The organism is Agromyces mediolanus (assembly GCF_014648575.1).
GTDB classification, from domain to species: Bacteria; Actinomycetota; Actinomycetes; order Actinomycetales; family Microbacteriaceae; genus Agromyces; species Agromyces mediolanus.
The window spans coordinates 562,200-587,496 of sequence record NZ_BMRJ01000002.1 but is presented as its reverse complement, the minus strand read 5'-3'; the positions used below and the strand labels follow the sequence as shown (position 1 = coordinate 587,496).

Annotated in this window: 25 protein-coding genes; 9 read left to right on the top strand and 16 right to left on the bottom strand. The window is 72.8% G+C overall.

The genetic code is table 11. From position 1 onward, the window contains the following. Window positions 1–31: 31 nt before the first annotated feature. Both IEY71_RS12560 and IEY71_RS12555 read left to right on the top strand, forming a co-directional pair. On the top strand, window positions 32–1,408 hold the full coding sequence (locus IEY71_RS12560) for an NAD-dependent succinate-semialdehyde dehydrogenase (protein WP_189085664.1): 1,377 nt from the start codon (window positions 32–34) through the stop codon (window positions 1,406–1,408). A gap of 10 nt (window positions 1,409–1,418) precedes the next feature. After that, window positions 1,419–2,219: a nitrilase-related carbon-nitrogen hydrolase gene (locus IEY71_RS12555; RefSeq protein WP_189085663.1), complete on the top strand. Its 801-nt coding sequence runs from the start codon at window positions 1,419–1,421 to the stop codon at window positions 2,217–2,219. Between the two features lie 37 nt (window positions 2,220–2,256). Here IEY71_RS12555 and IEY71_RS12550 read toward each other — a convergent pair whose 3' ends face one another. Together IEY71_RS12550 and IEY71_RS12545 are read right to left on the bottom strand one after the other, a co-directional pair. Then, window positions 2,257–2,853, bottom strand: coding sequence for a TetR family transcriptional regulator (locus IEY71_RS12550; protein ID WP_189085662.1), 597 nt, complete (start codon window positions 2,851–2,853; stop codon window positions 2,257–2,259). Continuing rightward, complete coding sequence (locus IEY71_RS12545; RefSeq protein ID WP_189085661.1) at window positions 2,850–4,331, bottom strand: APC family permease; 1,482 nt, start codon at window positions 4,329–4,331, stop codon at window positions 2,850–2,852. Before IEY71_RS12545 ends, IEY71_RS12550 begins: the two co-directional genes overlap by 4 nt. 144 nt (window positions 4,332–4,475) lie before the next feature. On the opposite strand from IEY71_RS12545, the gene IEY71_RS12540 reads away from it, so the two are divergent. Further along, a complete protein-coding gene (locus tag IEY71_RS12540) occupies window positions 4,476–5,618 on the top strand; it encodes a DmpA family aminopeptidase (protein WP_189085660.1) in 1,143 nt (380 codons plus the stop codon). On the opposite strand, the gene IEY71_RS12535 is transcribed toward IEY71_RS12540, so the two are convergent. From IEY71_RS12535 to IEY71_RS12515, 5 genes are all read right to left on the bottom strand, one after another. After that, window positions 5,615–6,247 carry a hypothetical protein gene (locus tag IEY71_RS12535; protein WP_189085659.1) on the bottom strand — a complete coding sequence of 211 codons (633 nt, stop codon included), beginning with the start codon at window positions 6,245–6,247 and terminating at the stop codon, window positions 5,615–5,617. The two genes, IEY71_RS12540 and IEY71_RS12535, sit on opposite strands and share 4 nt — an antisense overlap. Beyond that, window positions 6,244–6,894: a hypothetical protein gene (locus tag IEY71_RS12530; RefSeq protein WP_189085658.1), complete on the bottom strand. Its 651-nt coding sequence runs from the start codon at window positions 6,892–6,894 to the stop codon at window positions 6,244–6,246. The genes IEY71_RS12535 and IEY71_RS12530 overlap by 4 nt, the downstream gene beginning before the upstream one ends. Before the next feature lie 94 nt (window positions 6,895–6,988). Next, window positions 6,989–7,732, bottom strand: coding sequence for a winged helix-turn-helix transcriptional regulator (locus IEY71_RS12525; protein ID WP_189085657.1), 744 nt, complete (start codon window positions 7,730–7,732; stop codon window positions 6,989–6,991). Between the two features lie 10 nt (window positions 7,733–7,742). Next, complete coding sequence (locus IEY71_RS12520; RefSeq protein ID WP_189085656.1) at window positions 7,743–8,180, bottom strand: VOC family protein; 438 nt, start codon at window positions 8,178–8,180, stop codon at window positions 7,743–7,745. Window positions 8,181–8,283: 103 nt separating this feature from the next. Further along, window positions 8,284–9,840: a PucR family transcriptional regulator gene (locus tag IEY71_RS12515; protein ID WP_189085655.1), complete on the bottom strand. Its 1,557-nt coding sequence runs from the start codon at window positions 9,838–9,840 to the stop codon at window positions 8,284–8,286. Window positions 9,841–10,020: 180 nt separating this feature from the next. Here IEY71_RS12515 and IEY71_RS12510 point away from each other — a divergent pair, with 180 nt between their 5' ends. From IEY71_RS12510 to IEY71_RS12500, 3 genes are all read left to right on the top strand, one after another. Then, window positions 10,021–11,571: a CoA-acylating methylmalonate-semialdehyde dehydrogenase gene (locus IEY71_RS12510; RefSeq protein WP_189085654.1), complete on the top strand. Its 1,551-nt coding sequence runs from the start codon at window positions 10,021–10,023 to the stop codon at window positions 11,569–11,571. 29 nt (window positions 11,572–11,600) lie between these two features. Then, entirely contained in the window at window positions 11,601–13,007 is a 1,407-nt protein-coding gene (locus tag IEY71_RS12505) for an aspartate aminotransferase family protein (RefSeq protein ID WP_189085653.1), read from the top strand. Window positions 13,008–13,084: 77 nt separating this feature from the next. Then, window positions 13,085–14,554: a flavin monoamine oxidase family protein gene (locus IEY71_RS12500; protein WP_271202651.1), complete on the top strand. Its 1,470-nt coding sequence runs from the start codon at window positions 13,085–13,087 to the stop codon at window positions 14,552–14,554. Here IEY71_RS12500 and IEY71_RS12495 read toward each other — a convergent pair. The 7 genes from IEY71_RS12495 to IEY71_RS12465 all read right to left on the bottom strand — a co-directional run bounded on the left by IEY71_RS12495 (window position 14,451) and on the right by IEY71_RS12465 (window position 21,518). Continuing rightward, complete coding sequence (locus tag IEY71_RS12495; RefSeq protein WP_189085651.1) at window positions 14,451–15,239, bottom strand: Pr6Pr family membrane protein; 789 nt, start codon at window positions 15,237–15,239, stop codon at window positions 14,451–14,453. The genes IEY71_RS12500 and IEY71_RS12495 overlap by 104 nt on opposite strands. Window positions 15,240–15,270: 31 nt before the next feature. Further along, window positions 15,271–16,089, bottom strand: coding sequence for an amino acid ABC transporter ATP-binding protein (locus tag IEY71_RS12490; RefSeq protein WP_189085650.1), 819 nt, complete (start codon window positions 16,087–16,089; stop codon window positions 15,271–15,273). Beyond that, a complete protein-coding gene (locus IEY71_RS12485; RefSeq protein ID WP_189085649.1) occupies window positions 16,076–16,741 on the bottom strand; it encodes an amino acid ABC transporter permease in 666 nt (221 codons plus the stop codon). Before IEY71_RS12485 ends, IEY71_RS12490 begins: the two co-directional genes overlap by 14 nt. A 13-nt stretch (window positions 16,742–16,754) precedes the next feature. Beyond that, complete coding sequence (locus IEY71_RS12480) at window positions 16,755–17,576, bottom strand: amino acid ABC transporter substrate-binding protein (protein WP_189085648.1); 822 nt, start codon at window positions 17,574–17,576, stop codon at window positions 16,755–16,757. 123 nt (window positions 17,577–17,699) lie between these two features. Beyond that, window positions 17,700–19,148, bottom strand: a complete 1,449-nt coding sequence (locus IEY71_RS12475) for an aldehyde dehydrogenase (NADP(+)) (RefSeq protein WP_189085647.1) — start codon at window positions 19,146–19,148, stop codon at window positions 17,700–17,702. Between the two features lie 16 nt (window positions 19,149–19,164). Beyond that, window positions 19,165–20,355 (bottom strand): acyl-CoA dehydrogenase family protein, encoded by a 1,191-nt coding sequence (locus IEY71_RS12470; RefSeq protein ID WP_189085646.1) that lies wholly within the window; start codon window positions 20,353–20,355, stop codon window positions 19,165–19,167. Continuing rightward, window positions 20,352–21,518, bottom strand: coding sequence for a CaiB/BaiF CoA transferase family protein (locus IEY71_RS12465; protein WP_189085645.1), 1,167 nt, complete (start codon window positions 21,516–21,518; stop codon window positions 20,352–20,354). Before IEY71_RS12465 ends, IEY71_RS12470 begins: the two co-directional genes overlap by 4 nt. An 85-nt stretch (window positions 21,519–21,603) precedes the next feature. Here IEY71_RS12465 and IEY71_RS12460 point away from each other — a divergent pair, with 85 nt between their 5' ends. Both IEY71_RS12460 and IEY71_RS12455 read left to right on the top strand, forming a co-directional pair. After that, on the top strand, window positions 21,604–22,350 hold the full coding sequence (locus IEY71_RS12460) for a FadR/GntR family transcriptional regulator (RefSeq protein ID WP_229781721.1): 747 nt from the start codon (window positions 21,604–21,606) through the stop codon (window positions 22,348–22,350). After that, a complete protein-coding gene (locus IEY71_RS12455; protein ID WP_189085643.1) occupies window positions 22,343–23,065 on the top strand; it encodes a PDC sensor domain-containing protein in 723 nt (240 codons plus the stop codon). Before IEY71_RS12460 ends, IEY71_RS12455 begins: the two co-directional genes overlap by 8 nt. A 25-nt stretch (window positions 23,066–23,090) precedes the next feature. Here IEY71_RS12455 and IEY71_RS12450 read toward each other — a convergent pair whose 3' ends face one another. Beyond that, window positions 23,091–23,489, bottom strand: coding sequence for a TA system VapC family ribonuclease toxin (locus tag IEY71_RS12450; RefSeq protein WP_189085642.1), 399 nt, complete (start codon window positions 23,487–23,489; stop codon window positions 23,091–23,093). Next, on the bottom strand, window positions 23,486–23,716 hold the full coding sequence (locus IEY71_RS12445) for a hypothetical protein (RefSeq protein ID WP_189085641.1): 231 nt from the start codon (window positions 23,714–23,716) through the stop codon (window positions 23,486–23,488). The genes IEY71_RS12450 and IEY71_RS12445 overlap by 4 nt, the downstream gene beginning before the upstream one ends. A 181-nt stretch (window positions 23,717–23,897) precedes the next feature. Here IEY71_RS12445 and IEY71_RS12440 point away from each other — a divergent pair, with 181 nt between their 5' ends. Then, the gene (locus IEY71_RS12440; protein ID WP_189085640.1) at window positions 23,898–25,262 is read left to right on the top strand and encodes an NAD-dependent succinate-semialdehyde dehydrogenase; all 1,365 of its coding nucleotides are present in this window, start codon (window positions 23,898–23,900) and stop codon (window positions 25,260–25,262) included. The last annotated feature ends 35 nt before the right edge of the window (window positions 25,263–25,297 follow it).

The following is a 25,297-nucleotide window of genomic DNA, read 5'->3' as shown; positions in this document are numbered from 1 at the left end:
CAGACCCACGGAGACGAAGGAGAGAGCCGAAATGGCGAAGTACCGGGTGCAGAACCCAGCGACGGGCGAGATCGTCGAGACCTTCGAGGTCGCGACCGACGCGGAGATCGAGCAGACGCTCGCGGCGGCCGACGGCGCCTACCGCGAATGGCGCGAGCGCAGCGTGCAGGAGCGCGCCGCCGTCGTGAAGCGCGTCGCCGAGCTGTTCGAGGAGCGCAAGGAGGAACTCGCCCGCCTCATCGCGGTCGAGATGGGCAAGTCCCTCGCCGAGTCGATCGACGAGGTCGAGTTCGCGACGGCGATCATCGACTACTACGCGGTGCACGGGCCGAGCCTCATCACGGACTACGAGATCCCCTCGACCATCCCCGGCAAGGCGATCATCGAGCAGCTGCCCATCGGCACGCTGCTCGGCGTGATGCCGTGGAACTTCCCCTACTACCAGGTGGCCCGCTTCGCGGCCCCGAACCTCGTGCTCGGCAACACGATCATCCTGAAGCACGCCGACATCTGCGCCCGCTCGGCCCTCACGATCCAGGAGATCATGGAGGAGGCGGGCGTGCCCGTCGGCGGCTACCAGAACGTGTTCGCCTCGCACGAGCAGATCGCCACGATGATCGCGGACGACCGGGTGCAGGGCGTCTCGCTCACCGGCTCCGAGCGGGCGGGGGCGATCATCGGCGAGCAGGCGGGCCGGCACTTGAAGAAGTGCGTGCTCGAGCTCGGCGGCATCGACCCGATGGTCGTGCTCGACGCCGACGACGTCGCGAGCGTCGCGAAGGCGGCGTGGGACTTCCGCGTCTACAACGGCGGCCAGGTCTGCAACTCGAACAAGCGGATGATCGTCATGGACGACATCTACGACGAGTTCGTCGCCGAGCTGAAGAAGCTGGCCGACGGCCTCGTGCCCGGCGACCAGCTCGCCCTCGGCGAGGGCGAGTACGCCCCGCTGTCGACCCGTGTGGCGGCCGAGACGGTGCACGAGCAGGTGCAGCGCGCGGTCGCCGCGGGTGCGACGCTCGAGGCGGGCGGCGTGCTCTCCGACGGTCCCGGCGCGTACTACTCGCCGGCGGTGCTGACGGGCGTGCCGCGCGACTCCGCGTCGTACCGCGAGGAGATCTTCGGGCCGGTCGCGACCGTCTACCGGGTGCACAGCGACGAGGAGGCTCTCGAGCTCGCGAACGACTGCGACCTCGGCCTCGGCGGCTCGGTGTTCTCGACCGACGAGGCGCGCGCGGCGCGCGTCGCCTCGCGGCTCGAGGTCGGCATGACCCACGTCAACACGATCGCCGCGGAGGCGGCGGAGCTGCCCTTCGGCGGCGTGAAGCGCTCCGGCTTCGGCCGCGAGATGGGTCCGATCGGCATCGGCGAGTTCGCGAACCGCCGCCTGTCCTTCGTCGCGAAGTAGCGGGCGCGAGATGAACCGGCACGCGGGGACCGCCCGGGAGCGCGAGCTCCGGGTGGTCCTCGCGCAGCTCGCGGCCGCGCCGCGCGATCTCCGCGCGAACGCGGCGACCATCCGCGAGGTGCTGGCGGGCCATCCGGATTCCGAGCTCGCCGTCTTCCCCGAGCTCTTCCTCTGCGGCTACACCGGCGAGCGCGTCGGCGAGCTCGCCCTGACGCGCGACGACCCGCTGCTCGCCGAGCTCGCGACGGCCTGCGCCGACTCGGGCACGGCCGTCGCCTTCGGGTTCGCCGAGCGAGGCGAGCCGGATGCCTCGCGGACCGACGGCGCCGTGCACAACTCGCTCGCGATCATCGACGCCGAGGGCCGGCTCGCCGCCGTGTACCGCAAGCGCCTCCTGTTCGGCGCCGAGGCGGAGGCCTTCGCCCCCGGCGCCGACGATGTGCTCGGCGACGCTGCGGGCACCGCGATCGGCGCACTGATCTGCTTCGACATCGAGTTCCCGGAGCCGGCGCGCCGGCTCGCCCTGGCCGGAGCCGAGCTGCTCGTCTCGGTCGCCGCGAACATGGCCCCCTACCTGCCCGACCACGAGCTCGCCTCGCGGGCCCGGGCGCTCGACAACCGGCTGCCGCACGTCTACGTCAATGCCGTGGGCGAGGCCGAGGGGCTGCGCTTCGTCGGCGGTTCGCGTGCGGTGCGGGCCGACGGCTCGGTCGCCCTCGAGCTCGGCGCCGGCGAGGAGGTCGCCGAAGCCGTGCTCACCGTGGGCGCCGCGGTCGACCCCGCGGTGGATTACCTGCGCTTCCTGCGCTGAACCGCGCGCACGGCGCGCACGGCACGCACGGCGCGCGTCAGCCGAGCTCGCAGTCCAGTGCGAGCTCGGCGTACTCGACGACGGCGCGGCGGCAGGCCGCCCGATCGAGCTCCACCCCGATCAGCGGGTAGAGGTCGTAGGCGTCCTCGAGCGCGACGAGGTTGCGCGCGATGGTCGCCTGCTCCTGCCGCGGCCGGAACGCGCCGAGCGCCGTGCCGACCTCGATCGTCGAGCGGTACAGCATCACCTGCCGCTCCACGATCGAGCGGTGCAGCGGCTTGTACTGCGGCTTCTCGCGCAGCAGTCCGATGCTCTCGTAGACGAGTCGGAGCTCGTCGCTGATCACGTCGGGCACGCCGGCTTCGATGAGCGCGCGGAGTCTCGCCGCGGCATCCGGCTCCCGCTCGGCGATCGCGCGCCGGCGCTCGTAGAACTCCTCGAGCACGCCCTCGACCGCGGCGAACTGCAGCTGCTCGAAGCTGTCGAAGTAGTAGAGCACGCTGCCGGCGCTCACCTCGGCCTCGGCGGCGACGGCGCGCACATTGGCCTGGGCCATCCCCCGCTCCCGCGCGACGCGGCGCAGCGCCGCGACGAGATCGTCGCGGCGCTGCGCGTGCTTCGCGGATCGCGTCACGCCTCGGCCCGTTCGTCGTCGAGGTTCTCGGCGAGGGCGGCGTAGCGGGCCGGGTCGCGTCGGCGGATGATCATGGCGATCACGATACCGACGATGAACAGCAGCGGGGTGGGCGCGAGCAGCACCCAGTTGATCGGGCCGGTCATCGTCGTCACGATCTCGAAGTTGAACGCGATGAGCAGGAACCCCGTGATCAGGCCTGCCGCGCCGATCGCGGGGGCGACGAGCACCCGCCAGACGCTGTGCCCGCGGCGGTTCCTGGCGAAGAATCCGACGACGGCGACCGCGGCGACCGCCTGCGCGAAGACGAGTCCGGCGACGCCGGTGGCGTACGTCCAGATCGCGAACTGCAGGAAGGGGTCGGCACCGAGCAGGAATGCGACGAGGATGGCGGCGACGGCGATCACGCTCATCACGGCGCTCGCCACGTACGGCGCCTTCGTCTTCGGGTGCGTGCGGCCGAGCGCGGCCGGCAGCAGCCGCTCGCGGCCGAGCGAGTAGAGGTAGCGGCTCGACGCGTTGTGGAAGGCGAGCAGGCAGGCGAAGAAGCTCGTCACGATGAGCACCTGCATGACGATCGCGGCCCAGTCTCCGAGGTACTCGGCGCCCGCCGCGAACACCATCGTCTCGAAGGCGTCGCCGCGGGCGATCTCGATCACGCCGTCGGCGCCGAACGCGACCGTGAGCATCCAGAAGGTGAAGGCGTAGAAGACGCCGAGGAAGCCGATCGCGAGGTACGTGGCGATCGGCACGGTGCGCCGCGGGTTGCGGGCCTCCTCGGCGTAGATCGCGGTGCCCTCGAAGCCGAGGTAGGCGCCGAAGCCGACGACGAACAGACTGCCGGCGCCGGCGGCGAAGAAGATCTCCTTCGGGTCGAAGGGGGCGGCGCTCCACGGCTCCGGACCGCCCTGCACCAGCACGGCGACGGACAGCACGAGCAGGATGGCGACCTCCGCGGTGAGCAGCACGCCGAGCACCTTCGCGCCGACGTCGATCTTGCGGTAGCCGAGCAGGGCGACCACCGCGGCGGCGATCAGGGACCAGACCACCCAGGGCAGTTGGATGCCGAAGAGGCCGCCGAACGTGAGCTCGCCGAAGAAGCCGATGAAGCCGTAGAAGCAGACCGTCAGGATGGCGTAGGCGAAGATCGTCACGAACGACACCCCGAGGCCCGCCGGCTTGCCGAGACCGCGCGAGACGTACGCGTAGAAGGCGCCGGTGTTGCGCACGTGCGTCGACATCGCGGTGAACCCCAGGGCGAAGAGGATCAGCACGACGGCGCAGACGAGCATCGCGCCGGCCGCCCCGATGCCGCCCATGCGCATCGAGGTCGGCGCGGCGCTCGCGACCACGGTGAGCGGTGCCGCGGCCGAGACGACGAAGAAGACGACGTCGCCGACGCCCAGCCGGCCGGCGGCGAGGGAGCCTCTTCGGGTGGACGGTGCGCGCTCGGCGGTGTTGATCGGGTGTTCAGACATCATCGTCTCCTCGGCGTGGGGGCAGCCGCGTTCGGTGCGGCGGAATCTGAACGCTCATTCAATCGACGCACCTGGGCGCTGTCAAGAGTGCTAGCGTGATCGTCACCCGAAAGTTGAACGGGTGTTCGAGAACGAGGAGCGTCGATGACGACCACCAGCCAGTCCCCCGTCGAGCCCCAGCGGGCCAGAGACCTCGGCGTGCCCTTCGACGGCACCCCGGGCCCCGCGAACGCGATCACCGACGTCCCCGGGGTGCAGGTCGGCTACACGACGCTCGTGAGCGGACCCGACGAGGCGGGCACGGCGCGCACCGGGGTGACGGCGATCCTCCCCCGCGGCCGTGACGGCGTCGGCGTCCCCTGCGCCGCCGGCACCTTCTCGCTGAACGGGAACGGGGAGCTGACCGGGCGCAGCTGGATCGACGAGGCCGGCATGCTCGCGCTGCCGATCGCGATCACGAACTCGCACGCCGTCGGCGCCGTGCACCAGGGCGTCGACGAGTGGGTGCACCAGACGCATCCCGAGGTGTCCGCGCAGTGGATGCTGCCGGTCGTCGGCGAGACCTGGGACGGCTACCTGAACGAGATCAACGGCGGGCACGTGCGGCCCGAGCACGCGCGGGCCGCCCTCGACGCCGCCGCCGGCGGCCCGATCGCCGAGGGCAACGTCGGCGGCGGCACGGGCATGAACTGCTACGCCTTCAAGGGCGGCACCGGCAGCGCGTCGCGGGTGGTCGCGACGGCCGGCGGCGAGTACACCGTGGGCGTCCTGCTGCAGGCCAACTTCGGCGACCGCGACGAGCTCCGGCTCGCCGGCCGGCCGCTCGGCCGCGAGTCCGCCGCGCCGAAGCCGATCGAGGACGACGACTGGTTCGTGCGCGACGGCGAACGCACGAAGGCCGCCGCGGGCGCCGGCAGCGTGATCGTCATCGTCGCGACGGATGCCCCGCTCCTCCCGGGCCAGTGCGAGGCCCTCGCCCGACGAGTGCCGCTCGGCCTCGCCCGCACCGGCACGGCGGGCAGCCACTTCTCGGGCGACATCTTCCTCGCGTTCTCGACCGCGAACCCCGGCGCCCTCACTTCCCAGCTCGGTCGCGGGGCGAACCAGGGGCTCGAGCGGCTCGACTTCGTGCCCTGGGGCGCGATCGATCCGCTGTACCGCGCCACGGTCGAGGCTGTCGAGGAGGCCGTTGCGAACGCCCTCGTCGCCGCCCGCGACCTCGAGGGCCGCGACGGGCACGCGAGCTACGCGCTGCCCCACGAAGAGGTGCGCCGGGCGTTCGCCTAGCCGCAGAACTCCTTCGGCGCACGGGGCTCGGCGGAGGAGCCGATGCTCGTCACGACGTCCTCGACGACGATGAAGTCGACCCAGCCGAGCTCCTCGTCGCCGACGGCGTAACCGAAGCCCTCCGCGCTCAGCTGGCCGACCTGCTGCAGCTCCGGATACGCGGCCGTGAGCTCGTCGATGCTCGAGCCGAGGCCGATGCCCTCGACCGTTCGCGGCGCGACGGGCAGCGCGCCCGAGGCATCCGGCGAGCCGGAGACCCACACCTCCTCGACGACGTCGCCCGCCGCCGAGACGATGAGCAGCAGCGCGGCGGTGTCCTCGCCTTCGAGCGTGAACAGCGTCGGGCAGATCTCGTCGACGGGTGAGAGCTCGAACGCCGTGAGCGGTTCCGCGACTCCCGGATACGCCGCTCCGCGAGTGACGGGTCCGAAGCCGGCTCCACTGATGACCCAGGTCGTGAGGTCGGCGGGATCGGGTGCCGCCACGGTGGGCGTCGGCGTCGCGGTGGGCGTCGGCGTCTCGCTCGCCGACAGGCTCGGCGTCGGCTCCGGCCCGCTCGCGCAGCCGGTGAGCAGCAGCGCGGCGATCGCGAGACCCCCGAGCGTGGCGGCACCGACTCGCACGCTCACGCGCACAGCTCCTGCGGGGTGAACTTCGTGTCCGCGGCGGCGATGCCACCCACGACACCCTCGACCGCAGTGAAGATGATCCATCCCGCCTCGTCGTCGCCGACGGAGAACACCGTCGAACTCGGCCGCTCGATGACCAGCTCGAGATCCGGGTAGGCGGCCTGGAGTTCCGCGACGGTCGCGCCCAATCGAATCCCGGCTTCGGTCGCGCCGCCGTCGCGCAGCCCCTCCGGGTCGCGGACGGAGCCGAAGACCCAGACCCGGTGCACCGAGGACCCGTCCTCCGAGCGGATGACGAGCACGTCGGCGGCGGCATCTCGTCGCAGGTACACGAGCTCCGGGCACAGCCCGGACGGCTCGACCGAGTACAGCTCCGTCAGCGAGTCGATCGCCTCGGGGTATGCCGCTCCGCGCTCGATCGGCCCGATGCCGTCGGCGCTGATCAGCCAGCTCGACGGGTCGGCCGGGTCCGGGGCGGCCACCGGCGTCGCGGTGGGCGTCAAGGTCGGCGTCGCGGTGGGCGTCTCGCTCGCCGTCGGGCTCGGCGTCGGTTCCGGCCCGCTCGCGCAGCCGGTGAGCAGCAGCGCGGCGACCGCCGCGACCGCCCCCGCGATCCTGACGCGCCCGCCCGCGCTCGATCCCGTCATCGTCTCCCCCAAGCCGTTCACCTGCAGTGGTCGGCTCAGCGTATCCGCTCGATGCCGTCCGCCGGGCGTCGCGGAGATATCGCTCCGGTAACGCCTACGCGACCGCGGCGCCCGTGGAGCCCGCCGCGCCGGGCGGCGGCCCGACGGGCTCGATGCGGAAGGTGCGGGTGAAGCGGTCGAGCAGCTCGGCATCCCCCGCGAACGGTGCCGACCCGGGCCGGCCTATCGCGCCGTCGGCGAGCAGGGCGCGCAGCGCCGCCGGCGCCAGCTCGAGCTCGAGCACCGCCTCCGGCACCGGCTCGAGGGCGGAGCGCCGCCGCGGCTGGGGCAGCGCACCGGAGCCGACGGGGACGACGTCGAGCGTGCCGCCGACCACGATCGCCGAGACCGCCACGGGCGGCTCCGCCCCGGAGAGCGTCAGCACGTACTCGGTCGGCGGGAGCGCCGCCGCGGCATCCGGCCGGAATGCCGCGGCGAGCGCGAAGCCGAGCGCGTCGGCGCTCATCGTCTCGCCCTCGCCGGGATCGCCGAGCACCGACCAGCCCCAGCGCTCGAGTGCCAGGACCACCGGCTCGAGCCCGCGACCGAGCGGCGTCAGCTCGTAGCCGCCGCGCACGCTCGGCACGCGGCGCACGAGGCCCGCCTCCTGCAGCTCCTTGAGCCGGTCGCTCAGGATGTTCGTCGGGATCCTGGGCAGGGACGCCTTGAGGTCGCTGTACCGGCGCGCACCGCCGAGCAGGTCGCGCACGATGAGCAGCGCCCATCGTTCGCCGACCCGCTCGACGGCGCGCGCGACGCCGCTGTACTGGCCGAAGCCGCGCGCGGCGCGGGTGCCCACGGGCGCCTCGTCAGGCCTGGCCGGCGAGGTACGCGTCGGGGCCCTGCTCGGCGGCCGCCTGCTCCATGAAGAGGAACTCGAGCACGTTGCCGTCCGGGTCCTCGAGGTCGCGCGAGTACATGAAGCCGTAGTCCTGCGCCTCGCGCGGCTCGGTGCCGCCCGCGGCGAGGCCCTTGGCGAGCACCTCGTCGACGCCGTCGCGGGACTCCCGGCTGAGCGCGATGAGCGCCTGCGCGTGCGTCTTCGGGTCGATGATCTGCTTGTCGGTGAAGGTCGCGAGGTAGTCGCGGGTGAGCACCATGAAGTAGACGTTCTCGTCGAGCACGACGCAGGCGGCGTTCTCGTCGGTGAAGAGCGGGTTGATGCTGAAGCCGAGCGCCTCGTAGAACGCCTTCGAGCGCTCGAGGTCGGTCGTGGGGAGGTTCACGAAGATGCTGGTGGCGGTCATGGCGTGCTCCGGTTTCGTCGTCGAGATGGTGCGTGGACGCCTTTAGCTTGCTCTTTGCAAGTCAACTTGTCAATAGCAAGTAACCGGATGCCTCGCCGCCGGCTCAGCGGCTCCCGCTCCGCCGCACGAGCAGCGCGAGATGCAGCGCCGTGAGCGTCTCGCCGTCGTCGAGATCCGCGTCGAGCAGCTCCGCGATGAGCGCGATGCGCTGGTAGAAGACCGAGCGCGACAGGTGCGATGCCGACGCCGCGGCCGTGCGGTTGCCCGGATGCGCGAGCATCGCGGCGAGCACGTCGAGCAGGTCGCCGCCGCGGGCGAGGTCGTACTCGATGAGCGGCGCGAGCATCCGCTCGCCGTGCTCCTGCAGCCGGTGGTCGTCGCGCAGCGAGGTGACGAGCCGCACGAGCGGGCGGTCGTCGGCGCGCCGGACGACGGGCCCGCGCGCGCCCCGCGCCACCGGCACCCGCGCGAGGTCCCGCGCCTGCTGCACCGAGGCGAGCAGCTCGGCGAGGCCGTGCGCCGCCTGACCCACCGAGAGCACGAGCCGCTCGCGGGCGGCGGGCTCCTCGACGAGCGAGCGGGCGAAGGCGAGCACCCCGGTCTCGTCGACCGCGAAGCGCGTCGCCTCCGGCAGCGAGACGAGCAGCACGGAGGCCGGCGCCTGCCCCTCGGCGAGCGCGCCGGCGAGTGCCCGGCCGCCGAGCGCGCGCGCCGCGGCATCCGCCCGCTCGCCCGAGATCTCGGCCCCCGAGGCGACCACGCCGAACTGCACCCCGTGGGCGATCGGCAGCCCGGCCGCCTCGAGCCTGGCCGCGGCGTTCGGCAGCGCGGCGAAGCGCCCCTCGAGGAGGGCGTCGACGAGTCGCTGGCGCCCGATGCGCGCCCATTCGTCGCCGCCCGCGTCGGCGAGCCGGCCGAAGGCGAGCGCCGTCGCACCCTGTTCGAGCACGGCGGAGCGACCGGCGGGATGCTCCGGCCCGGGGAGCGCCACGAGGTGCCCCCAGCGCAGCCCGCGCGCCTCGACCGGCACGATGAGCCAGCCCTCGGCGTCGCCGCGGTGCGCGCGCCGCGAGCGCGCCTCCCACTGCCGCAGCAGCGGCTCCTCCTCGCTCGGCGGCACCTCGGCGCTCACCACCTCGTGCGCGAGGTTCTCGAGCACGACCCCCGAGCCGAGCGTCGCTGCGAGCTGACGCACGATGAAGTCCGCCGGCGAGCCGCGCAGCGCGAGCCCGGTGAAGCGCTCGCGCACCTCGTCGCGGGCGACGAGCGCGGCGGTCTGCGCCGAGATGATGCGGCCGTGCACGGCCTCGGTGAGGGCGACGAACTTCACCTCGCGGTGCAGCGCGACGAGCGCGAGGCCCCGCCGCTCGGCCGCCTCGGCGACCACGGCGGGCACGTAGCGGTAGTGCACGCCGAGCTCGAGCACGAGCCCGGCGAGCCCGGCGTCGACGAGGCCGCCGATGAACGCGTCCAGCTCCTCGGGCTCGGTCGGCCAGCCGGAGCCGGTCGTGAGCAGCAGCTCGCCGCCGTCGAGGAGACGGGCGACGCCGGCGCTGTCCGAGACGTGCGCCCAGCGCACCCGGGCGTCGAGCGCCTCGCCGCCGACGAGCACCTCGGGCACGCCGTCGGCGAGGGCCGGGAGGGCGAGGAGCTCGCGCACGGTCGGCAGTCCGGCACCCTCTGCGACCGGGCTCGGACGTTCCGTTCGGATCGACTCATCTTCGCGACGATCTGCCACCGCTTCACTCACTTCGGCTCTGCAACACTGGGAAACACAAGCTTAGCCGAGCTCCGGGCATTCTGTCCGGCCGGCCCGTTCCACCCCTGAGAAGGAGACGCCATGAGCACGACCGAGACCGCATCCGCCACGAGCTCGACGGCCTCGGTGCCGGTCATCGGCCACTGGGTCGACGGCGGCCACCGCGCCTCGACCTCGGGCCGCACCGCCCCGGTCTTCAACCCGGCCACCGGCGCCGTGCAGGCCGAGGTCGCCCTCGCCGACCAGGCCGAGATCGACGCGGCCATCGCCTCGGCGCAGGCCGGCTTCGAGATCTGGAGCGGCTACTCGATCGCCAAGCGCCAGACCGTGCTCTTCGCGTTCCGCGAGCTGCTAAACGCCCGCCGCGGCGAGCTCGCCGAGATCATCACCGCCGAGCACGGCAAGGTGCTCTCCGACGCGATGGGCGAGATCCTCCGCGGCCAGGAGGTCGTCGAGCTCGCGACCGGCTTCCCCTCGCTCATCAAGGGCGCGTTCTCCGAGAGCGCCTCGACCGGCATCGACGTCTACTCGATCAAGCAGCCGCTCGGCGTCGTCGGCATCATCAGCCCCTTCAACTTCCCGGCCATGGTGCCGATGTGGTTCTTCCCCATCGCCATCGCCGCCGGCAACTCGGTCGTGCTGAAGCCGAGCGAGAAGGACCCGAGCGCCGCCCTCTGGCTCGCCGAGCTGTGGAAGGAGGCCGGCCTGCCCGACGGCGTCTTCACCGTGCTGCAGGGCGACAAGCTCGCCGTCGACGGCCTGCTCACCTCGCCGCTCGTGCAGTCCATCTCCTTCGTCGGCTCGACCCCGATCGCGCAGTACATCTACGAGACCGCCTCCAAGCACGGCAAGCGCGTGCAGGCCCTCGGCGGCGCGAAGAACCACATGCTCGTGCTGCCCGACGCCGACCTCGACCTCGTCGCCGACCAGGCCATCAACGCGGGCTACGGCGCCGCGGGCGAGCGCTGCATGGCCATCTCGGTCGTGCTCGCCGTCGAGCCCGTCGCCGACGAGCTGATCGCGAAGATCACCGAGCGCATCGCGAAGCTGAAGATCGGCAACGGCGCGGGCACCGACGGGGTCGAGCCCGACATGGGCCCGCTCATCACCGCCGTGCACCGCGACAAGGTGTCCTCGTACGTCGACATCGCCGAGGCCGACGGCGCCGAGATCGTCGTCGACGGCCGCGGCTTCACCGTCGACGGCCACGAGGACGGCTTCTTCTTCGGCCCGACCCTGCTCGACAAGGTGCCGACCACCTCGCGCGCCTACACCGAGGAGATCTTCGGCCCGGTGCTCTCGGTCGTCCGCGTCGCGAGCTACGACGAGGGCCTCGAGCTCATCAACTCCGGCCAGTTCGGCAACGGCACCGCGATCTTCACGAACGACGGCGGCGCGGCCCGCCGCTTCCAGAACGAGGTCCAGGTCGGCATGATCGGCATCAACGTGCCGATCCCCGTGCCGGTCGCCTACCACTCCTTCGGCGGCTGGAAGCAGTCGCTGTTCGGCGACGCGAAGGCCTACGGCGCGCACGGCTTCGACTTCTTCACCCGCGAGAAGGCGATCACGAGCCGCTGGCTCGACCCGGCCCAGCACGGCGGCATCAACCTCGGCTTCCCGCAGAACCACTGACCCGGCTCGCTGAACCGGCAAGGAGCATCATGACCGACACGCTGACCCAGACCGCCAGCTACACCGACCGCCACGGCGCGACGCACGCCCTGCCCGACGCCGCCGGCGACGCGCAGGTGCGCGCGGACGACCGTGCGCACGTGTTCCACTCGTGGAGCGCCCAGGCCCTCATCGACCCGCTGCCCGTCGCCGCGGGCGAGGGCTCGACGTTCTGGGACTACCAGGGCAACGCCTACCTCGACTTCTCGAGCCAGCTGGTGAACCTGAACCTCGGCCACCAGCACCCCGACCTCGTCGCCGCCATCCAGCAGCAGGCGGGCCGGCTCGCGACGATCCAGCCGTCGATGGCCTCCGATGTGCGCGGCGAGCTCGCCCGCCGCATCGCCGAGGTCGCCCCCGGCGACCTCGACAAGGTGTTCTTCACCAACGGCGGCGCGGACGCGAACGAGTACGCGGTGCGGATGGCCCGCCAGGTCACCGGGCGCCGCAAGGTGCTCTCGATGTACCGCAGCTACCACGGCTCGACCGCCACCGCGATCTCGCTCACGGGCGACCCGCGGCGCTGGGCGAACGAGCCGAGCGACGGCAGCGTGGCGCACTTCTTCGGCCCCTACGAGTACCGCTCCGCGTGGGGCTCGACGAGCCCCGAGGAGGAGACGGCGCGCGCCCTCGCCCACCTCGAGCAGGTCATCGTGCTCGAGGGCGCCTCGACGATCGCCGCGATCATCATCGAGACCGTCGTCGGCACGAACGGCGTGCTCGTGCCGCCGCCCGGCTACCTGCAGGGCGTCCGCGAGCTCGCCGACCGCTACGGCATCGTCTACATCGCCGACGAGGTCATGGTCGGCTTCGGCCGCATCGGCGAGTGGTTCGCGGTGAACCACTTCGGCGTCACCCCCGACCTGATCACCTTCGCGAAGGGCGTGAACTCGGGCTACGTGCCGCTCGGCGGCGTCGTCATCTCGCAGCGGATCGCCGCGCACTTCGACACGGTCGCCTTCCCGGGCGGGCTCACCTACTCGGGCCACCCGCTCGCCTGCGCGGCCGGCGTGGCGACCTTCGAGGTGTTCGAGCGCGACGGCATCCTCGAGCGGGTCCGCGACCTGGGCGAGCGCGTCGTCGCCCCGCGGCTCGCAGAGCTGCAGGAGAAGCACCCCTCGGTCGGCGACGTGCGCGGGCTCGGCCTGTTCTGGGCGATCGAGCTCGTGAAGGACCGCGAGACCCGCGAGCCGCTCGTGCCGTTCAACGCCTCGGGCGCCGCAGCGGCCCCGATGGCCGCGTTCGCCGCGGCGTGCAAGCAGAACGGCGTCTCGCCGTTCGTGCACTTCAACCGCACGCACGTCGCCCCGCCGCTCGTCATCACCGAGGACGAGCTCGTGCGCGGCCTCGACGTGATCGACGAGGCACTGACGGTGGCCGACGGCTACACCGTCTGAGCGCGCTCGCCCCCACGATGATCGCCCGCGTCCGCACGGACGCGGGCGATCTCGCGTTTCCGGCTAGCCTGAGAGGCATGCGGGAGCGGGCTGACGGAGGCGGCATGAGCCGCCGGGCGCTCCTGGCCGCCGGGCTGGCGGGGGCCGCCTCGCTCGCGCTCGCGAGCTGCACGGCGGGCCCGAAGCCGCCCCCGAGCGGCTCTCCCGCGCCGAGCCCGAGCCTGTCGCCCACGCCGACACCGAGCGCCCCAGCCGGCATCCCGCTGCCGAGCGCCATGCGCCGCTCCGCCTGGGCGGCCGACCCCTTCGCCCGCGGCGCCTTCGGCTTCCAGGCCGTCGGCACGACGCCCGAGTTGCGCGAGGCGCTCGCCGAACCGGTCGCCGACCGGGTCTGGTTCGCCGGCGAGGCCTGCTCCGTCGACGCGCCGGGCACCCTGCAGGGCGCGCTCTCCTCCGGTCGGCTCGCCGCCCGCTCGCTCGTGGAGCGCGCGGAGCCCGGCGAGCGCGTCGCCGTCGTCGGGGCCGGTCTCGCGGGCCTCGCCGCGGCCCGGGTGCTGCAGGACGAGGGCTTCGAGGTCATCGTGGTCGAGGCGCGCACGCGCATCGGCGGGCGCATCGACTCGGTGGAGGATGCCGCGTTCGGCCGCCCCGTCGAGCTCGGCCCGCTCTTCGTGGACGACGACGAGGAGCTCACCGCCCTGCTGTCGGCGAGCGACGTCGCGACGGAGCCCTTCTCGAGCAGCACCCGGACCCGCGCCGCCGACGGCACCGTGCTCGAGGTGCCGGCCACGGGCCCCGACGCCCTCGCCCGTGCGCACGAGTGGGCCCTCGCGCAGGACGTCGACCGATCCCTCGCCGACGCGCTCCGCGCGAGCGGCGCGAGCGAGCTGCCGCCGGAGGGCCTCGCCTGGCTGCAGCACTCGATCCGCACCGGGGTCGAACCGCTCACCGGCGCCGGCGCCACCCTCGTGTCGGGGCGAACCGACCTCGCGGGGCTCGCCGAGACCTCCCGCCGCCTCGTCACCGGTCGGCTCGCCGACGTCACCGACCGGCTCGCCGACGGCCTCGACGTCGCCGCGGGCAGCGCGGTCACCCGGGTGACGATCACCGATCGGCGGGTCGGCCTGCGCCTCGACTCCGGCGAGTCCGTCGCCGCCGACCGCGCGATCGTCGCCGTGCCGCTCGGGGTGCTGCAGTCCGACGCCTTCGCCTTCGAACCGGCGCTGCCCGCCGCGCATCAGGAGGCGATCGACGTGCTCCGCACGGGGGCCCTCGACCTGGTCTGGCTCCGCTTCGAGGAGGCGTTCTGGCGCGAGCCCACCCCCGCAGAGGGAAAGACGGCCGCCGACGCGCAGGCGGGAATGCCGCAGCTGCTCACCGTCGAAACCCCCTCGCACGTCGCCGGCTGGATCGACCTCGGCGGAGACCCGGTGCTCGTCGGCGTCATCGCGGCGTCGCAGGCACGGCTGCTCGACCGGCTCGACGATCAGACATTCCAGAACGCCGTGCTCGTCGATCTCGCGCCGTACGCCACAGTCCGCGGTTGAGCCCGACGAGCCCGGCCGTCACGCTCACGAAGATCACGAGCACGACGGCGCAGTAGAGCGCCACGCCCCACGGGCCGCCGACCTGCGTCTCGTCGAGGAAGAAGTACGGGTACCAGCCGACGTCGGCGCCGCGCACGAGGGTGTAGCCGAGCCAGAGCACCGGGTAGACGAGCACCCAGCCGAGCGTCGACCACGGCACGCGCGGGTTCACCGCGAGGGCGGCGTCCACCGTCCAGGCGACGAGCGCGAGCGCCGGCACGACGAAGTGCAGCAGCGTGTCCGACCAGGGCACCTCGATGCGGTAGTCCCGGGTCGAGGCGTTCGCCACGATGAGGGCGAAGACGATGCCCGAGATCACGACGTACACGGTCACGATCGTGCGGAGCGTGCCGAGCCAGCGGGGGTCGCGCGGTGCGAGCAGGGCGTAGCCGCCCGCGAGCACGAGCGTCGCGACCGCCGCGAACGCCGACTGCACGGTGAAGTAGCTGAAGAAGTTCGCGGTGGCGAAGGCGCGGAAGCCGAGCACGTAGACGAAGTTGCCGATGAGGGCCACGACCTCGAGCGCGGCGATGCCGAGCCGGAACCAGCCGAGCGCGCGCCGCTGCCGACCGGTGGCCAGCCGCCGAGCCCGAGTGAACGCCCGCGCCCGGGCCGGCGACGCGAGGCCGTCGGTGCGCGGAGTCATCCCTCAACGCTACCGCCGGGGGCCTGGCCGCTCAGTCGAGCGGGCGCAGGATGCGGTCGAGGAAGCGGCGGGTGCGCTCCTCGCGCGGCGCGGTGAAGAGCTCCTGCGGCGTGCCGCGCTCGACGACCACGCCGCCGTCGAGGAACAGCACCTCGTCGGCGGCCTGCCTGGCGAAGGCGAGCTCGTGGGTGACGACGACCATCGTCCACCCCTCGCGGGCGAGCTCGGCGATCACCTGCAGCACCTCGCCGACGAGCTCGGGGTCGAGCGCGCTCGTCGGCTCGTCGAAGAGCAGCAGATCGGGCTTCAGCGCGAGCGCCCGCACGATGCCGACCCGCTGCTGCTGCCCGCCGGACAGCTCGAAGGGGTACGCGTCGCGCTTCTCGGCGAGTCCGACGCGGTCGAGCAGCGCCGTCGCCTCGGCGACCGCCCGGGCCTTCGGCACGCGCTGCACCTGCACCGGGCCCTCGATGACGTTCTCGAGCACCGTGAGGTGCGGGAACAGGTTGTGGTGCTGGAACACCATCGCCGAACGGTCGCGCAGGGCGAGCCGCTGCTGCTTCGCCGCCTTCGCGGGGCCGAGCGCCTGCGCGGCGAAGTCGATCACGGGACCGCCGTCGAGGTCGAGCACGCCCGCGTCGGGGGTCTCGAGCCCGTTCAGCGAGCGCAGCACGGTCGTCTTGCCCGAGCCGCTCGGGCCGATGAGCACGACGACCTCGCCGCGGCGCACCTCGAAGTCGATGCCGCGCAGCACCTCGTTCTCGCCGAAGGCCTTCCGGAGGCCCGTCGCCGTCAGCAGCGGGCGCTCAGCGGGCGACGGGTCAGCGGGCACGGGGTCAGTGGGCGACATAGCGATCGAGCCTCCGCTCCAGGGCGCTCTGCCCGCTCGACAGAGCGAGGCAGATGATCCAGTAGACGAGTGCGGCCTCGAGGTAGAGGAGCATGAACTCCTGGCTGAAGGCCGCGATCTGCTGCGACACCTTGAACAGCTCGGTCACGAGGATGAGCGAGGCGAGCGAGGTGTCCTTCACGAGCGAGATGAACGAGTTCGACAGCGGCGGCACCGAGACACGGGCCGCCTGCGGCAGGATGATCCGCCGCAGGGTCTTCGCGTGCGACATGCCGATCGTGTAGCCGGCCTCCCACTGCCCCTTCGGCACCGAGAGGATGGCCGCCCGGATGATCTCGGCGGCGTAGCCGCCGACGTTCAGCGAGAACGCCGCGATCGCGCTCGGCCACGGGTCGATGACGACCCCGATCGCCGGCAGGCCGTAGAAGATCACGAAGAGCTGCACGAGCAGCGGCGTGCCGCGGATGATCGAGATGTACACCCGGGCGATGCCCGAGACCACTCGGTTCCGCGAGAGCCGCATGAGCGCGACGCCCAGGGCGAGCACGAGTCCGATCGCGAAGGAGGCGAGGGCGAGCGGGATGGTCCCGCTCACCGCGCCCCAGACGATCGGCCAGAAGGAATCGAGGAAGAGCTGCCAGCCGTCGGCCATAGTCAGGACGGTACTACTGGGAGACGTCCTGGCCGAAGTACTTCTCGCCGATCTTCGCGAGCGTGCCGTCGGCCTGCAGCTTGGCGAGCGCCTCATCGACGGCCTTCACGAGCGCGGTCTTCTGCTTCGTGAACGCGAAGGCGCTCTCGGCGGGGTCGGTCTCGGCCGCGACCGCGAGCTTCGCGTCGGGGTGCTCCTTGACGTAGTCGAGGTAGGTCAGCTCGTCGTTGACGGTCGCGTCGACGCGGCCCTGCTCCAGCAGGGCGACGGCCTGCGCCCAGCCCTCGACGGACTGCACGTTCGCGCCCGCCTCCTGGGCGAGGGTGTAGAAGTTGCTCGTGAGCGACTGGGCGGTGGTCTTGCCCGCCAGGTCGGCGAAGCTCGTGATCGAGGTGTCGCCGTCCTTCACGACCACGACGCTCGGCGAGACGGTGTACGGGGTCGAGAGGAGGTACTTCTCCTCGCGCTCCGGGTTGATCGAGACCTGGTTCGCGATGACGTCGAAGCGCCCCGCCTCGAGGCCCGCGAAGATCGCGTCCCACTGGGTCTCCTGGAACTCGACCTTCAGGCCGAGCTCCTCGGCGACCGCCTCGGCGACCTCGACGTCGTAGCCGACGAGCTCGCCCGAGCCCTCCTCGTGGAACGTGAACGGCCGGTAGGTGCCCTCGGTCGCGACGGTCAGCGTGCCCGGCTTCAGCAGCCCGTACTCGTCGTCCGCGGAGCCGGTCTGGGACGCCGAGCCGGCACCGCCGCTCGAGCAGGCGGCGAGGGCGATCACGGCGACGACGGACGCGGCGGCGCCGATGGCGGCGCGGAGACGACGGGGACTGGGCATCGGTGGTGCTCCGTTTCGGAAGGCCGCGGGTGTGCGGCGCTGGTGGGACGCCCCGTAGTCCAGCACAGGGCGCCGCCTTCCAGAAACCGCGTGACGCCCCGTTGCATTCCCGCCGCGGGCGGGCTACGCCTCGAGCACCCCGTCCACCCGGCGCGGCACGCCCGCCGGGTTGCCGTCGCGGAGTTCGACCGGCAGCACTCCCTGCGGCGCGTCCTGGTACGCGACGGGCGTGAGGAAGCGCCGGATCGCGCTCGCGCCGACCGAGGTGTGCACGGACGCGGTCGAGGCGGGCCATCCGCCACCGTGGTGCTGCGCCCAGGCGATCGCGACGCCCGTCGGCCAGCCGTTGTAGAGCACGCGGCCGGCGATGCGGGCGAGCGCGGCGCTCGCCCGCGCGACGAGCTCGTCGTCGTCGGATGCCGCGTGCCGCACGGTGCCGGTGAGGCTGCCCTCGAGCGTGCCGAGCGCCCGGTCGAGCTCGCCGCCGGGCGCGGCGTCGTCGTAGCGCACGAGCAGGGTGAGCGGGCCGAAGTGCTCCTCCTGGAACGCGGCCGGCTCGGCGAGGAACGCCGCAATATCGGTGGCGACGACGGTCGGCCGGGACACGCCGGGCTCCGGCGAGGCGCCGCCGTCGACGAGGAGCTCGACGTCGTCGCGCGCGGCGATGCCGCTCGCGCCCTCGGCGAACGCGCTCGTCATGCCCTCGGTGAGCAGGCGCTGGCCCGGGGCCTCGGCGGCGGCCGTCGCGAGCGCGGCCTCGAAGCCGGTGCCACGGGGCACGAACACGAGGCCGGGCTTCGTGCAGTACTGGCCGCCGTCGCGAGTGAAGGAGCCGGCGAGGCCCGCGGCGAGCCCGGCCGCGTCCTCCGCGGCGGCGGCCGGCGTCACGACGACCGGGTTGATCGAGCCGAGCTCGCCGTAGAACGGGATCGGCTCGGGGCGCGAGGCGGCGAGGTCGAACAGCGCGCGGCCGCCGCGGGTCGAGCCGGTGAAGCCCACCGCGCGCACGAGCGGATGGCGCACGAGCTCGATGCCGGCATCCATCCCCTCGACGAGCACGAGCGCGTCGGCCGGGCCGCCCGCCGCGGCGAGCGCCTCGCGGGCGATCGCCGCGGTGCGGCGGGACAGCTCGGGATGCCCCGGGTGCGCCTTCACGACGACGGGGTCGCCGGCGGCGAGCGCCGAGGCGGTGTCGTTGCCGAGCACCGAGAAGGCGAAGGGGAAGTTCGACGCCGCGAACACGGCGACGACCCCGAGCGGCCGCAGCATGCGCCGCAGATCGGGGCGCGGCGGCAGCAGCGTGGCATCCGGCCGGTCGAGGGTCGCCTCGAGGTAGGAGCCCTCCTCGACGACGCCGGCGAAGAAGCGCAGCTGCGTCGCGGTGCGGGTGACCTCGCCGTCGAGCCGGGCGTCGGAGAGGTGGGTCTCCCGGTTCGCGATCCCGACCAGCTCGGCGCGGTGCGCCTCGAGCGCCTCGGCGATCGCGCGGAGCCAGCCGGCCCGCTCGCTGCGCTCGCTGCGCTCGAGCCCGCTGGCCGCGGCGGCTCGGACGGCGTCGTCGACGGTCGTCATCTCGCTGCGCCCCCGCTCAGAACGCGTTCAGGCCGGTCAGCGCCCGGCCGAGGATGAGCTGGTGGATCTCGTCGGTGCCCTCATAGGTGCGCACCGACTCGAGGTTCGCCGCGTGCCGCATCACCGGGAAGGCGTTGGTGATGCCGTCGCCGCCGAGGATGGTGCGCGCCTCGTGGGCGATGGCGAGCGCCTCGCGCACGCTGTTCAGCTTGCCGACCGAGATCTGGGCCGGGGTGAGCCGACCGGCCTCCTTGCGGCGGCCGAGGTGCAGGGCGAGCAGCATGCCCTTCTCGACCTCGAGCAGCATGTCGGCGAGCTTCGCCTGGGTGAGCTGGTTCGCGCCGATCGGCTTGCCGAAGACCTCGCGCGTGATCGAGCGGTCGAGGGCGACCTCGAGGCAGGACCGCGCGGCGCCCATCGCGCCCCAGACGATGCCGTAGCGCGCCTCGTTCAGGCAGCCGAACGGCCCGGACAGCCCCTCGGCGCCCGGCAGGATCGCGTCGGCCGGGAGCCGCACGCCGTCGAGCTCGATGTCGCACTGCACGCTCGCCCGCATCGAGAGCTTTCCGTCGATCGGGGTCGCGGTGAAGCCCGGGGTCGTCGTCGGCACGAGGAAGCCGCGCACCGCCTTGCCGCCCTCGCCGTAGGCGGGGTCCTCGACCCGGGCCCAGACGACGGCGACGTCGGCGAGTGAGGCGAGCCCGATCCAGCGCTTCGCGCCGTCGAGCACCCAGCCGTCGCCGTCGCGGCGGGCGACGGTCGTCATCGCGGCGGGGTCGCTGCCGCCCTGCGGCTCGGTGAGCGCGAAGCAGCCGATCAGCTCGCCCTTCGCCATGCCGGGCAGCCACTGCTGCTTCTGCTCCTCCGAGCCGTACTTGTGGATGGCGCTCATCGCGAGCGAGCCCTGCACGGAGACGAAGGTGCGCCAGCCCGAGTCGGCGGCCTCGAGCTCGAGGCAGACGAGGCCGTAGCTCACCGCGCCGGCGCCCGCGCAGCCGTAGCCGCTCAGGTGCATGCCGAGGAAACCCGCGGCGCCGAGCTCGGGGATGAGCTCCGTGCGGAAGTGCTTCTGCTCGAAGTCGTCCTCGATGATCGGCAGGATGCGGTCCTGCGCGAACGCGCGCGCCCGCTGCTGCCAGCCGCGCTCCTCCTCGCTCAGCAGCTCGTCGAAGTCGAAGACCTGGTCGATGCGGGGTGCGGTGGTCATCGGGATTCCTTTCCTTGGCCGGTCGAGGCGTCGTTCCAGTCGGCGCCCGCGTGCTGGTCGAGTGCGGGCGGCGGGGTGCGGTAGGCGGGGGCGGACTCGGAGAGCCCGATGGGGTTCGCGACGGTGCGGCTCTGCGCGATCTCGGCGACGGGCTCGAGCCCGAGGGACTCGGCGAAGGCGATCGCCTCGGCGACGTCGTTCACGAGGCCGGCCGGAACGCCGCGCGCGGCGAAGCGGCCGACCCACGCGGCTGCGGGCGCGGCGGCGAGGGCGGCCTCGAGTTCGGCGCGCAGGTGCTCGCGGTGGGCGACGCGCGCCTCGTTCGTCGCGTAGCGCTCGTCGTCGGCGAGGCCGGGGATGCCGAGCTCGGCCGTGAGCGCCCGGAACTGCTTGTCGTTGCCGACGGCGATGACGAGGTCGCGGTCGGCGGCGGGGAACACGGCGTAAGGCGCGATCGAGGGATGCTGGTTGCCCAGGCGGCGCGGCGCGCGACCCGTCACGAGCGTCGACGCCGCCTGGTTGGTGAGCGCGGCGAGGAGGCTCTGCAGCAGGTTCACCTCGACGAGCTGGCCGCGGCCGGTGCGCTCGCGCTCGCGGAGGGCGAGCAGGATGCCGGCGACCGCGTTCTGGCCGCAGAGCACGTCGACGAGGGCGACGCCCGCCTTCGCCGGTTCGCCCTCGGGCTCGCCGGTGATGGACATGAGCCCGCCGACGGCCTGCACGAGCAGGTCGTAGCCGGCGAGCGCGGCCCCCTCGCCGGTGCCGAAGCCCGTGATGGAGCAGTAGACTGCGCGCGGGTTCAGCGCCCGGACGTCGTCGTAGGCGAGGCCGAAGCGGGCCATCACGCCGGGGCGGAAGTTCTCGATGACGACGTCGGCGCTCGCGGCGAGCCGTCGGGCCTCGGCGAGGCCGGCCTCGCTCGTGAGGTCGAGCGCCACGGAGCGCTTGTTGCGGTTCACGCTGCCGAAGTAGGTGGCGTTGCCCGCGGCGTCGACGGGCGGCTTCCAGTGCCGGGTGTCGTCGCCGGCCGGTGACTCGATCTTGATGACGTCGGCGCCGAAGTCGGCGAGCGTCATGGTCGCGTAGGGGCCGGCGAGCACGCGGGAGAAGTCGGCGACGCGGAGCCCCGCGAGCACGCCCGGCCGCTCGGTCTCACTCGTCATCGCTCGCCTCCATCACCGTCGATCTTCATTCATCCTATAGTGAATCTTTAACTCCTGTGAAAAGCTGTGCGCTATGGGATCGAGGGTGGGCCCGGGAGCGCGCGAGGCCGTGTTCGCGCAGCTGTCGGACGCCGGTCGCGCCGAGCAGGTCGCGCAGCGGCTCACCGACGGCATCGTGCTCGGGGTGCTGCACCCCGGGGAGCGGCTACCGAGCGAGCCCGAACTCGCCCGCCGCTTCGGCGTCGCGCTCATCACCGTGCGCGAGGGCCTCGGCATCCTCCGCGACGCCGGCCTCGTCGAGACGAGGCGCGGCCGCGAGGGCGGCAGCTTCGTCGTGCACGACGACGCCGAGCACCGTGCGCTGCTCACCGCCCGGCTGCGCGCCCTCGCGCAGGTCGAGCTCAGCGACATGGCCGTCTACTTCGGCGCGATCCTCGCGGGCATCGCCGAGCGCGCCGCCGAGCGCGCCGCCGACGCGGAGGCGGTGCGCCTCGCCGAGTGGCTCGACGCCGCCGACTTCGGCACCGCGGCATCCGCCCGCACGAACCAGGGCGGCTTCTTCCTCGAGCTCGCCGTGCTCAGCCAGTCGGCGCGCCTCGTGCGCGAGCAGATCCGGCTGCAGGCCGACGCCGGGCCGCTGCTGCTGCTCGGCCTGGACGAGGCCGACGAGCGCGCGAACGCCGCCGAGATCGACCGGCGCATCGTCGCGGCCGTCGCCGCGCACCGCCCCGCCGAGGCGCGCGCGGCGGTCGGCGCGCTCGTCGCGAGCCTCGCCGAACGGCTGCTCGCCGCCAAGGCCCGGGTCGAACGAGGGGGCGGGATCGATGACTGAGCACGCGCTGCCCGCCGGCGCCGAGGCGGCCGCCGAGGCCGTGTCCCGGCTGTTCACCGGCGTGTTCGAGCAGCTCGCCGCGTGGCGCGCACCCATCGAGCGGGCGATCGCGCCCGGCGTGAAGCCGCTCGCCCTCGACCAGCTCGTCTCCGAGCTCGTGATCCCCCGGCTCGTCGAGCCCGACGCCCTGCTCGTCGGCGCCGGCTTCATCGCCGACGGCGAGATCGTGCACGGCCGCGACGTGCACTTCGCCTGGTGGCTCGGCCCGCTCGACGACAACCCCGTGCTCGGCTCGACCGACGGTCCCACCCGGCTCGACCTCTCCACCCGGGGCTACACGGAGTACCTCCGCGACTTCCGCGCCCTCGAGTGGTACCGCATCCCCGCGACGACGCGGCACGCGCACGTCACCGGGCCCTTCGTCGACCACCTCTGCACCTGCGACTACATCCTCACCCTGACGATGCCCGCGCACGCCGCCGACGGCGAGCGGATGGTCGGGGTCGTCGGCGCCGACGTCGCCGTGCGCCGGCTCGAACGGGAGCTGCTCGCCGGCTTCCTCGCGGTCGACGCGCCGCTCGCCCTCGTCAACGCCGACGGTCGCGTCGTGCTCTCGACCGAACCCTCGCTCCAGGTCGGGCAGCTCGCGAGCTCCTCCGCCGCCGCGCTCGACTGCGCGTCGACGCCCTTCCGCGTGCTCGTCGCACCGGCCTGAGCGTCCGTGGCTCGGTGCCGCCGGATCAGCGCGGCACGAGCAGCGTCGCTTCGGGCAGCGCCGCGTGCAGTGCCTCGTCGAGCGTCGCCAGCCGCCCCCGGTGGTGCCGAGCGAGCGCCGCGAGATAGGCGTCGGTCACCTGGCGGTGCCCGATCACGTGCCCGAGCTCGACCTCGGTGTACGACAGCGACTCCGACCAGAGCTCGATGCGGGGATCGTCGTGCAACGCCAGCAGCATGGCGCGGACGGAGCTCGCCGGCACCCCGAGTCGCACGAGGAACCGCAGCAGCGCGCCCTCGACGATCGGACAGACCGCGGCCTGCTCGACTCCGGCGAACCAGGCGCTCGCGCGCTCGTGGTGCGCGTGCTCGGCGACGGTGAGCGCGATGAGCAGGTTCGCGTCGAGCAGGAAGCGGGTCGTCATTCGTCGTCGAGCGCGTCGGCCACGTCGGCGTCGTCGACGGCTCGGCCGAGGCTCAGCACCGGCAGGCCGGACTGCGGATCGCGGCTGTACTCGACCTCGACCTGCAGGCCGGCGAGCCCCGTCATGGTCAGGTCGGCGATCACCCGGGACATCGACTGGTGCCGTGAGGCGGCGAGCTCGCGCACGCGGTGGTGCACGGCCGGCGGGAGATCGACGGTGGTACGCATGCGACCAGGGTACCGCATCACCAGTGATGCACTGCCGATGCAGGGTGAATCGCGCCACTTCCAGCTGTGCATCCGCAGAGACCTGCCCAGATCAATCATCCGCTGCTATATCTTTGAAGGACGAGCGTATGCACCGCGGCAGACGGACTCTGGCGTGCGTGCACCCGAGAAGGAGAACCCCATGCCCTATGCCGTGACCAACCCCGCCACCGGCGAGGTCGTCAAGAGCTACGACACGATCACCGACGAGGCGCTGCAGGCCGCGATCGCCAAGGCCACCGAGGCGCACCGCGGCTGGTCGAAGAACTCCACCGTCGCCGAGCGCGCCGCCCTCGTCCGCCGCGTCGCCGAGCTGCACACCGAGCGCATCGACGAGCTCGCCGACATCATCGTCCGCGAGATGGGCAAGCCCCGCGAGCAGGCCGTCGGCGAGGTCGAGTTCTCGGCCGCGATCTACGAGTACTACGCCGACAACGCGGAGTCGCTCCTCGCCGACGAGGAGATCGAGCTGCTCGCGGGCGAGGGCTCGGCGCTCATCCGCCGCTCCTCGCTCGGGCCGCTGCTCGGCATCATGCCGTGGAACTTCCCGTACTACCAGGTCGCCCGCTTCGCCGGCCCGAACCTCATCATCGGCAACACCATCCTGCTGAAGCACGCCGAGCAGTGCCCCGAGTCGGCCGCCGCGATCGAGCGCATCTTCCTCGACGCCGGCTTCCCCGAGGGCGCCTACGTCAACATCTACGCCTCGCACGCGCAGATCGAGACCGTCATCGCCGACCCGCGCGTGCAGGGCGTCTCGCTCACCGGCTCGGAGCGCGCCGGTGCGAAGGTCGCCGAGATCGCCGGCCGCTACCTGAAGAAGGTCGTGCTCGAGCTCGGCGGATCCGACCCCTTCATCCTGCTCTCGACCGACGACCTCGACGCGACCGTCGAGGCGGCCGTCATGGCCCGCGTCGACAACAACGGCCAGGCCTGCAACGCGGCCAAGCGCTTCATCGTCGCCGATGAGCTCTACGAGCCCTTCCTCGAGAAGTTCACCGCCGCGATGAACGCCGTCGAGGAGGGCGACCCGGCCAAGGACGGCACCGCCCTCGGCCCGCTGTCCTCGGCGAAGGCCGCCGACACCCTGCAGGAGCAGGTCGACCGCGCCGTCGCCCAGGGCGCCACCCTGCACTCGGGCGGCACCCGCAGCGACAACTACTACTCGGCCACGATCCTCACCGACGTGAAGCCCGGCTCGGACGCCTTCCACGAGGAGTTCTTCGGCCCGGTCGCGCAGGTGTTCAAGGTCGCCGACGAGGACGCCGCCGTCGAGCTCGCGAACGACACCCCGTTCGGTCTCGGCTCCTACGTCTTCACCACCGACCGCGAGCAGGCCCTCCGCGTCGCCGACAAGATCGAGGCCGGCATGGTCTTCGTGAACGTCGTCGGCGCCGACGGCGCCGAGCTGCCCTTCGGCGGCATCAAGCGCTCGGGCTCGGGCCGCGAGCTCGGCCGCTTCGGCGCCGACGAGTTCGTCAACAAGAAGATGATCCGCCTCGGCTGATCCGGCCGATCACGACGGCGGATGCCGCAGGCGCA